The organism is Photobacterium iliopiscarium (assembly GCF_003026395.1).
Taxonomy (GTDB): domain Bacteria; phylum Pseudomonadota; class Gammaproteobacteria; order Enterobacterales; family Vibrionaceae; genus Photobacterium; species Photobacterium iliopiscarium.
Map to the genome: position 1 here is coordinate 325,922 of NZ_PYOO01000005.1, position 9,537 is coordinate 335,458.

General features: G+C 37.0%; 13 protein-coding genes. 3 read left to right on the plus strand and 10 right to left on the minus strand.

All coding sequences use genetic code 11. The features are described 5' to 3' along the window. Positions 1-14: 14 nt before the first annotated feature. On the minus strand, positions 15-1,028 hold the full coding sequence (locus C9J51_RS10860; protein ID WP_107275057.1) for a formylglycine-generating enzyme family protein: 1,014 nt from the start codon (positions 1,026-1,028) through the stop codon (positions 15-17). A 55-nt stretch (positions 1,029-1,083) separates the two neighbouring features. Then, complete coding sequence (locus C9J51_RS10865) at positions 1,084-2,205, minus strand: type VI secretion system ImpA family N-terminal domain-containing protein (RefSeq protein ID WP_045038863.1); 1,122 nt, start codon at positions 2,203-2,205, stop codon at positions 1,084-1,086. A 365-nt stretch (positions 2,206-2,570) separates the two neighbouring features. Here C9J51_RS10865 and C9J51_RS10870 point away from each other — a divergent pair, with 365 nt between their 5' ends. Both C9J51_RS10870 and C9J51_RS10875 read left to right on the plus strand, forming a co-directional pair. Further along, positions 2,571-3,089 (plus strand): Hcp family type VI secretion system effector, encoded by a 519-nt coding sequence (locus C9J51_RS10870; protein ID WP_045038862.1) that lies wholly within the window; start codon positions 2,571-2,573, stop codon positions 3,087-3,089. 167 nt (positions 3,090-3,256) lie between these two features. Beyond that, positions 3,257-3,610: a hypothetical protein gene (locus tag C9J51_RS10875; protein WP_045038861.1), complete on the plus strand. Its 354-nt coding sequence runs from the start codon at positions 3,257-3,259 to the stop codon at positions 3,608-3,610. Between the two features lie 256 nt (positions 3,611-3,866). Here the strand turns inward: C9J51_RS10875 and C9J51_RS10880 are convergent, their stop codons facing one another. From C9J51_RS10880 to C9J51_RS10915, 8 genes are all read right to left on the minus strand, one after another. Further along, the gene (locus C9J51_RS10880) at positions 3,867-4,148 is read right to left on the minus strand and encodes a hypothetical protein (protein ID WP_045038860.1); all 282 of its coding nucleotides are present in this window, start codon (positions 4,146-4,148) and stop codon (positions 3,867-3,869) included. Positions 4,149-4,237: 89 nt separating this feature from the next. After that, the gene (locus C9J51_RS10885; protein WP_045040949.1) at positions 4,238-4,708 is read right to left on the minus strand and encodes a pyrimidine dimer DNA glycosylase/endonuclease V; all 471 of its coding nucleotides are present in this window, start codon (positions 4,706-4,708) and stop codon (positions 4,238-4,240) included. A 62-nt stretch (positions 4,709-4,770) separates the two neighbouring features. Continuing rightward, positions 4,771-5,247, minus strand: a complete 477-nt coding sequence (locus C9J51_RS10890) for a prolyl-tRNA synthetase associated domain-containing protein (RefSeq protein WP_045040948.1) — start codon at positions 5,245-5,247, stop codon at positions 4,771-4,773. 305 nt (positions 5,248-5,552) lie between these two features. Continuing rightward, positions 5,553-5,801, minus strand: coding sequence for a DUF3297 family protein (locus tag C9J51_RS10895; protein ID WP_045038858.1), 249 nt, complete (start codon positions 5,799-5,801; stop codon positions 5,553-5,555). 84 nt (positions 5,802-5,885) lie between these two features. Beyond that, a complete protein-coding gene (locus tag C9J51_RS10900) occupies positions 5,886-6,281 on the minus strand; it encodes an ACT domain-containing protein (RefSeq protein ID WP_045038857.1) in 396 nt (131 codons plus the stop codon). 85 nt (positions 6,282-6,366) lie between these two features. Next, positions 6,367-6,933 (minus strand): sugar O-acetyltransferase, encoded by a 567-nt coding sequence (locus tag C9J51_RS10905; RefSeq protein WP_045040947.1) that lies wholly within the window; start codon positions 6,931-6,933, stop codon positions 6,367-6,369. A gap of 141 nt (positions 6,934-7,074) precedes the next feature. Further along, the gene (gene msrA / locus C9J51_RS10910; protein WP_045040946.1) at positions 7,075-7,569 is read right to left on the minus strand and encodes a peptide-methionine (S)-S-oxide reductase MsrA; all 495 of its coding nucleotides are present in this window, start codon (positions 7,567-7,569) and stop codon (positions 7,075-7,077) included. A 177-nt stretch (positions 7,570-7,746) separates the two neighbouring features. Then, a complete protein-coding gene (locus tag C9J51_RS10915; RefSeq protein WP_045040945.1) occupies positions 7,747-8,304 on the minus strand; it encodes a carboxymuconolactone decarboxylase family protein in 558 nt (185 codons plus the stop codon). 310 nt (positions 8,305-8,614) lie between these two features. Between C9J51_RS10915 and C9J51_RS10920 the strand changes: the two genes are divergently transcribed. Then, positions 8,615-9,202, plus strand: coding sequence for a TetR/AcrR family transcriptional regulator (locus tag C9J51_RS10920; protein ID WP_107275060.1), 588 nt, complete (start codon positions 8,615-8,617; stop codon positions 9,200-9,202). The last annotated feature ends 335 nt before the right edge of the window (positions 9,203-9,537 follow it).

Below are 9,537 nucleotides of genomic sequence, written 5' to 3' on the forward strand. Positions count from 1 at the left end.
GCACTAAATGCATACTATTTTACAGGTATGGCTTGCTGTACCGCGCAGCGAAAACCGTTGAGTGAGATATATTCATCTTGGACTATGGCTTGCCCTGCTCGAGATGTTGTTAATCCCCCTCCTCTCATGACTTTTTTAACCCCTGCCGATGGACCTTGAGGATCGAGTACAGGTGACTGTTGATAATAATCTTCGCTATACCAGTCATTCATCCATTCCTTTACATTTCCAGCCATATCATACAAACCTAATGGATTTGGCGGATACAATTTAATTTGATTTAAATCTATAGAGCTACCAATATTCCATTCATCTTTTGTGTAGTCTACATACCTACTACCATCAACCAAATGCTGGTCACCTTTACGTTGGATGTAACCGTTATTAGTTCCATAGTAAATATGCTTTCCACGATTTCTAGCTGCATATTCCCATTGTGCTTCTGTGGGTAAGTCAATCGGATAATCTGTTAACTCACCCAACCATAAACAATAATCCTTTGCCTCTTGCCATGCTTTAGTCGGTGCCGCTAAATCTTTAAACTTATCGTCAGGAAGATCATATTTTTCTCTCATTTCAGATTTTACAACGGCGCGATGATGGACTCGTTGAAATGCATCAAAACCGTGATAAGTCGTTTCATGATTTGCTAATGAATAGTTACTTAAGGTCACTTTATGTATAAAGTTAGAGCCCGTTTTAAAATTGGAAATAGTCGTATTACACTTAGCATCTGGCGACCAATCCATTCTATCCGTAGAAATTGGGTTACAAGGTGCTTTAAATGCACCCATCATAAAAGTCCCTCCCTTAATAAACACCATGCTTTCAAGTGATTCAACAGCAACAGCCACGATTTGATGTTGAAGTTTGGTATCTGCATCAGGGTAAAGCTTTTTTACTTTCGCTTCTATTTGATTGATTTTTTCAGCTGGTATCGTTTTACTGGTTACTGAAGCTGTTATCTCTCCATTACATGCTGTTAATACACATGTGCTTATTAATATACTCAGATATTTTCTATACATCACTTAACCCAACCTTCCTTATTCTTATCCATTCATTAAACAATGCTCATAGTCTTTAAATATTTTTACTTAGACTTTCTAATTGTGAAAATTTTAATGCTAAACCTTTTATTTCACTATCAAGTTGTTGAAGCTCTTTTTGTACTTCTGGCTGATTTTTATTAATTATTTGTTGCTCAATATAACTAATTCTTCCATAAACGGGTGATAAACCAATCGCGTAATCGTTGAGATCTTTTGATAATGAGGCCATCTTATTGTTTTTACTTTGGCTCATTGTTTGTTGTAAGTTTGCAATATTGGTTCTGGTAAGCTTAAAACGTCGATATTGTGTCTCAAACCGCTCTTGAATATCGGCAATATGCGTTTGATTAGGTTCTATTTGTATCTCATTTGCTGGGCGTAAAGATAAAGGAATACTCGGTGATTCATTCATGGTAGACGCAGGGAACGACTCTTGATGATCCACCTTAGGCGTTGTGGACTCTAAATACCCTTTAATCACAAAAACTGATAATCCTACTAGTAAACCGAAGCAAAATATCCAATATGGACGTATGCGGTGTTTGTTCTTATGCGATGGTAATTCAGGCGGAATATCATCCACCTTATCCATCTGCTTTTCTTCAACTAACGCTATTGGCTTTATATTCCCTTCAAGATAATCGACATGTTCAAAAATCACATAGCTAATGGCTTCTAAGTCAGGAACATGTTGAGGATGGACATCAAGAAACAGTTCATAAATTTCTTTACAACAACGCTCACAACGATAAAGATCTTTTAACTGTGACTGCTTAGGTTCTAATCGACGTAAGTCATCACCTAATCTGGCAATCATCCAACGATAGAGATCTGCACATTTTATGAGATTGGCATCGTTATTATTATAAAGGTGCATCAGCGCAGCAAGTTGAAGTTCAAGCCCATTGGCAAGCCCACCTATCCCACTCTCTTTTACTAATGCTGTCGTATAATAAAGTGTTGTCAGAAAGTTTAATCCGTCAGTGCGAGCAAGATCCTCACACAACATCTTAATTTTATCCCAATCGATTTTTCCATAGGATGGATTATTAAGGCGATTAATCTCATCTCTAATCAATTGATATCTTGTTGAATTTCTAAGTGTGCTTTCGTCATCCACAAACGTAAATTGTCGACCTTGATAAAATCCCATCGTACTCAATGGTTACTACTCCCCGTAAAAATAGATCAAACGCTGTGACAAAGCACATATGTTATTTCGTACTACCTACAACGAGCTATATTATGCAATTATCAAGCCAACAGTAAAAATCACAAACTATTGAAATTAAATGAATATTTTTCTTTACCTCCATTTCAGGCAATAACTTGCTCAATATGAGCAACATCTTGCCCGTTGAGCAATAAATGGCCCGGCATAAGCAACAACTCGCCCACAGCTATTTCCACTTAAAATAAACAGCATTAAAAACAATAAGTTATATTAAATTAAATCTTGGCATGCATCCTGCTTTAAGTACAAATACATTCTAACTTATTAATATAAAGGACATTACAATGCCAACTCCTTGTTATATCTCTATCCAAGGTCGTACTCAGGGCAACATCACCGCAGGTTCATTTACCGCTGATTCAGTCGGTAACATTTACGTTGAAGGCCACGAAGACCAAATGCTAGTGCAAGAGTTTAAGCATGTCGTGACCGTGCCAACTGATCCACAATCAGGTCAACCTGCTGGCCAACGTGTTCATAAACCTTTTAAATTTACTGTGGCATTAAACAAATCTGTACCACTGATGTATAACGCATTGGCATCAGGTGAAATGCTGCCAACGGTTGAGCTTAAGTGGTACCGCACTTCTGTTGAAGGTAAGCAAGAGCATTACTTCACAACTACGTTAACCGATGCAACGATTGTAAATATCGACAATCAAATGCCACATTGCCAAGATTCAACCAAAGCTGATTTCACTCAGCTTATTGAAGTTTCAATGGCTTACCGTAAAATTAACTGGGATCATACGGTTTCAGGCACATCTGGTGCTGATGACTGGCGCGCACCGTTAGAAGCATAAATATCAAATAACTATTGCCCGCACTGTCATTACCGCGCGGGCTTTTGTCGTTTATGTCTTTACTAAGGCATTATTCGCTGCTATTGCAGAGGTTCCACAAAAAATTAACCCTATATTTCCCCTACCTCAACTAGCACGTATTTACTGTAAGTAACTGTATTATTAATATGAATATCATTGAATTTAAGCTTGGCAATATTACTTATCACTTTACCGTTTCAAAACAGCAAGAAGCATTGTTATCATTAACAGATGAAGTCACTATCGATCTAGCGACATGGCAAGGATTTTCTGAAGCATTAGATGCCTCTATTTTAAAAGCTATTCCTGAAGCGTTAACACCGCCATCAACACAAGAAATTAAGCACGCTCAAACTATTGCACACGAACTAAATCTCTCTCTACCAGAGAATTACACTAAACAAGTTATCGTATGCCGACAATTTATTCAGCAACACCTTATTGCTCATCAACGGTTATTATCAATGTTTAATAACGTAAAAGGTAAATTACTAAAATAGCAATTTAATAACTGATACACCAAATACAACTAACAGATATTGCGATTATTATATTAAAAAATAGATTAATGAAGGGTAATATGTTGATTTGAAAATAAAACGTTAATAGCATATCGTTCGTATTTATACTATTAAATACAGCCTATAACGTTATACTTGAGATATAAATCTCAAGTACTTTTATAATAATTGGAATTTTATAAGAATTGGAACTCAATAATAAAAATAACTTTCTTATTGAAGTCCCAATAAAGAATTAGATAATCTTAACACCTTCAGTTTCAAGCACACTGTTTGCACCAGCGCGATCGATGATTTTAACGAGAACAGATTGAATCGTTTCATCTTCTCGAACATCATTTTCACTCGCAAATTTTTGTTCTTGAGGCTCAGCCCCTTCTGCCAGTGTAAATGTAACAATCACTTCCGTTGCAATATCTGCCGTTTTACCACAATAGGTTAAAGAAAGCTGAGGATAGCCTTTAAAGCCTTTTTTAACCTGCTTTGCAATCCGCTTTTTCGCTTTATCTATATTCATCGTTAACCCTTGCTAATTTTCGTATAAAATCAGAATAATACGCGATCATAATACGTTGATTACAGCAACGATAATACTTAAATTATACATTAAGCTACGTAAAACCACTCTGGAGGGGATCGTTTGGTCCATTTAGCAAAGGCTGCTTTGTCGCCACGATAGAAATTACGATAAGCCTCAATCGCATTCGCTTCTACTTTATAATCATTTGGCATTGCCTGAGCAAATGGTGTTAATCCTACTGCATCATAAGAATGACGCTCAATCTCTACCAACACCGCAATTGATTTATGATCAGTTGTTTTATTGTACCTAAATTTATATTCTTTATTTAATGCTAACGTTAATGCTTTTAACCAGAGAAAATTATCATAAGATTGCTCAACCCAAAGCACGCAGGGATGATTCATATGGGTTGATTTATACGGTGTCGTAAATCCTTTTTTATTAAGCGCCGTACATAAAAGCTGCACGCTTTCTAAAATCATTTTAACCACATGCTGATCACAATGATATTGAGCACATTTTTCAATATCATGATCTAAAATAAAAATATTCATCACATCATCCCTTATTGAACATACTAATAGCTTAGCTCAATATAAAATGCTGCTCGTGGATTTTATATCTCTATTTCAGTGTACTGACGTTGATAATGCGCTAACAGTTGTTGTATTCCCGTTATCGGAATCTCTAATGTTGCGGTATTAGTAAAGGGATGACACTGTATAGCTAAATAATTAAATATACTTTTATCAATAATTAATTCAACCGCTGCTTGTGTATCTTTAACAATATCCAAAATAGAAACAGAGCCAGCACTGGTGCCTAAGTATTTTTCTAAGCGGTTACTGGATGCGAAACTTAAACCTGAAACGTTCAATATTTGGCTTAGTCTTTTAAAATCAACGGTTTTATCGTCCATCATAATAATTAAGAAATGACGATTAGCTTTCTTATTTTTAATAAACAGATTTTTGGTTGCTGCACCATCAATATCTAACGCTAATAAGTGCGCTTGCTCACAATTGAACACCGCAGGATGCTGAAACTTTTTATAATCAATCCCAAGATCATCAAGTATCTTATATATATTCATGCTTAACTCCATTTTAGCGAATATTTAAATACTTTATTACTATTTCATTTATTACCCTCTAAGTAAATATGAATAATAACCAATAGCAAACTAATCGCGATAAATCAGCTGCAATGTATTTTTAATAACAAGACAATTTTAAATACTAACAGGATGTAAAATAAGGAAGGAATACAGTAGCTTTTTTATTGATCAAATAGGGCCTAATCATTATTAGACCCTAAGATCATCATATCGATTGCTACCTAAACGGCAAACAATGATAGTAATGCAGTTAACGGTTGACCATTAACTCAGTGACGCTATTACTTATAAAAAGCTTCAACAGTGCCTTTTAGCGTAATAAGCATTGGGTTACCGCGACGATCTAATGCTTTAGGTGACGGTACTTTTACCCAACCTTCACTGATGCAGTATTCTTCAACATCAAAACGCTCTTTGCCGTTAAGTAGAATGCCAATTTCGAATTCAAAAGCAGCTTCTAAGAAGAATGGGCTACGAGGATTACCAGCAAGGTGATCAGGTAAAGTTGGTCGTGATGTAGTATCGGTCATGATGGTGCCTGTTGAAAATAAAAAGTGCGCTATTGTAGACAATCTCGGACTAACGCTCAAGAGCTGTATTAATAGAACTAAAAACTAAACATTAAATGACTGTAATGCAATCATTGCCGCATCTGCTTTCGTCGCCTGAACAAAAATATGATCATGGTAATAAGCAGCAACTACATTCGCGCTAATATTATGCTCGGCTAACTTCGCCGACACCGCAGCAGTTAGCCCTACCGCCTCTAAACTTGAATGAACCGTTAATGTAATTTGACGAAAAGAGCCACTAAACGCTAATTGTGCCTTCTCTGCTACCTTTTTTTCAAGGATCAGCGTTAGCCCTTCCGCTTCTATAAACGTAGCTTTTGGCTGCAAATCAACATACTCTTTTAGCTCACCTGTAACCGTACAGAAAACAAACTCTGACTCGACTAGAATAGGTTTCATTGAGGCTAACAATTCACTTAACTCTGTAATACCCGACATAACTTATCTCTCTCCATGATAATTAAATATCAATAAATGTTTAACCCATATTTAATTAAACATTTATCGCATTAAGCTCATATCTTTATACAGAGATTGACTGAGTTTCAAGTATTTTTGTTACTCGACAAGGATTCCCAACCGCTACACTATTAATAGCAATATCACGCGTTACCACACTGCCTGCCCCTATCACGCAATTATCACCAATAGTCACCCCTGGTAATATCGACACATTGCCACCAATCCAAACATTATGACCAATGCTGACATTCGCGCCATATTCTTGATGTTGACGTTCAATAGGATCTAAAGGATGCGTGGCGGTTGAAATCATCACATGGGGACCAATCAGTACATTATTGCCAATCGTCACTTTGCAGACATCAAGAATAGTTAAATTATGATTTGAATAAAAATTACTGCCAACTTCAATGTTATAGCCATAATCGCAGAAGAAATTCGGCTCAATGTGAGCTCGATCTTTGATGATAAGTAACGCTTTTAATATCGCCATCTGCGCTTCAAGCTGAGTAGGATCAGCGATATTAAAGCGATGACAGACAGATTTAGCATGCATTCGATCAGCAAAGAGTTGTTCATCACCCGCGTTATAAGCAAGGCCAGCTAGCATTTTGTCTTTTTCGTTCATGGTGACTTTCCAGAGTAAAATAAAGCCACTATTAAAGTGTATTTCTCTGTCGCAGTATGTGTGCCATTACTCAATTATGAAAAATCACTCTAAATAAGCGTCATTATTTCAATCACATAATGACACTTATTTATACTACGATTACTCAGGCAACACCCAATCTGGACGAGGAAAATGGCAGGTATAACCATTAGGTTGATGCAACAAATAATCTTGATGTTCAGACTCGGCATGCCAAAAATCACCGGCAGGCACAATTTCCGTCACGATTGGTGCAGGCCATACACCAGAAGCATCCATCCGTTTAATCAAATCTTCAGCAATGGTTTTTTGCTCATTAGAGGTATAAAAAATAGCTGAGCGATAAGATGAGCCAAGATCATTACCTTGACGATTTTCGGTCGATGGATCGTGTATTTGAAAGAAATAAGCGAGGATTTTAGTAAAATTAGTCTGTGTGGTATCAAAGATAATCTCAATCGCTTCAGCATGAGTTCCATGATTGCGATAGGTAGCATTATCAACATCACCGCCCGTATAACCGACCTGCGTTGCGATCACGCCCTGCTGACGACGAATAAGATCTTGCATACCCCAAAAACACCCACCAGCCAGTATTGCTTTTTCGATACTCATATCACCACTCCTATTGCCACATTGCGTGAATTTATGACTTTTCATACAACCACAAGTTGATATTTATCGCAATTAGAACTTGAAAATACCACTCACAAATTAGTAATGGTTGTGTGAACGAATATCATTAATGAGTTAGCTAAACGGCTAACTCATTATTGGAAAAAGTAAGCTAGATTAATTACGTTTTTTAGTCCAAGCAAACTGTTCAAACATAGGGCCTACAGGTGTTTTAGCTACATGATTGGTGTAGTTACTGATCACTTTTTGCGATAGACCTAGGATAATTTCAAGTACTTGCTGCTGGCCGTAACCTGCTGCAAAGAATGCATCCATTTGCTCGTTAGACACGTTACCACGTTCACGAACCATCGCTAACGTGAAATCATGCAATGCTTGTAGTTTTTCTGTTGGCATTGCCTCTTCATTACGCAGTGCTTCGGTTAATGCAGGATCAACTTTCATCGAGTGCGCAATGGCAGTATGTGCTGGTACACAGAAAGTGCACTCATGCTCTACGTTAATAGTTTGCCACACAACCGTTAGCTCTTCTGCATCAAATGAGCAATTCATAAATATCTGGTGAAGCTGTTGGTATGCTTTCAGTGTTTCTGGAGACTCTGCCATTACCGCAAATAAGCCAGGTACTGCGCCCATTTGTTTCACAGCACCTTCTAGCATTGGTTTACTTTTTTCTGGCGCGGTTTCTACTGTGTGAAAAATAAATTTACTCATTTTCAAGACTCCAATCGTTGTTCAAAATAAAGGGAAATATTATGTGATACTCCACAAAAAGATGCCATATTCCCTGTCTATGAATTGAACTATAACGAACGCTGAACGATCGTTCAAGCAATAAATTGAACGACCGTTCAAAACACTAACCACTTTATCTTTATCATGCTGATTATAAATGATTTATTTTTCTAATTTTGTATTTCCCTTTAATCAACAGGCATAAAACTAAGCAAATTAATCTTTACCTAGTCACCCACTACCACTACAATTGAACGAGTGTTCATATATAAATTTACAAGATCATATTATGGCAAAGACAGCAAAATTTGACCGCCAAGAAGTAATAAAAAAAGCCACCAATTTATATTGGAAAAAAGGCTTTCACGCGACATCAATGCGTAATCTGCAAGACGAAATTGATATGCGACCGGGAAGTATTTATTCAGCTTTCAATAGTAAAGAGGGATTATTCAAGGAAGTACTGCGTAACTATACCAATATGGGGCTTACGCAAATTGAAGCATTAAGAAATGTGCTCGACACGCCTATCGAAGTATTAAAGGCATTTGTCAAAGCACAAGTTATCGACACCCAAACTAATGCACCAAACGGTGTCTGTATGCTTGCCAAAACCATAGGAGAATTAACGTCGGAAAATCAAGAACTAATCGATGTGACCAAAGATTGTCTTAACGAAATTTTACTGGAATTTACTACGCTGATTAAAGAAGCCCAAGCGCAGGGAATTATAGATTCAAGTAAAGATGCTGAAGAATTAGCAAGCTACGTGCAAATTCAAATAACGGGTTTGCGTACCTTCGCTAAAGTAAATAATAATGAGGCATTACTTCACAGAAAAATAGACGATATATTTAACCACTACCCGTTTGTTTAAGTGTTTCGATACGGTTAATGAATCAGTCTGAAGTGATCAAGTAAAACTGTACATCTTTATAGGTGTTTACATTAAGCGGCAGCTTCCATCATCACTGGCGATAAATTATGGATGTCTTTTGTTTTTGCGTTTGTTTCTTTGTAAAGCATCTCGATCGTTGAGTTTTGCATCTACTCAGCCCAATAGCCGTCATCTCGGAAGTTGAGGCACGTATATGGACTCCCCGTGTAATGCAAGAGTTTGAGAAAGCGTGTTGGCAAGTGCACGTATATTCGGTTTCTTTATGGGGAGCTACCCCGAACCTGTATGGCTTCATTCACGTTGCAAGGATTCTA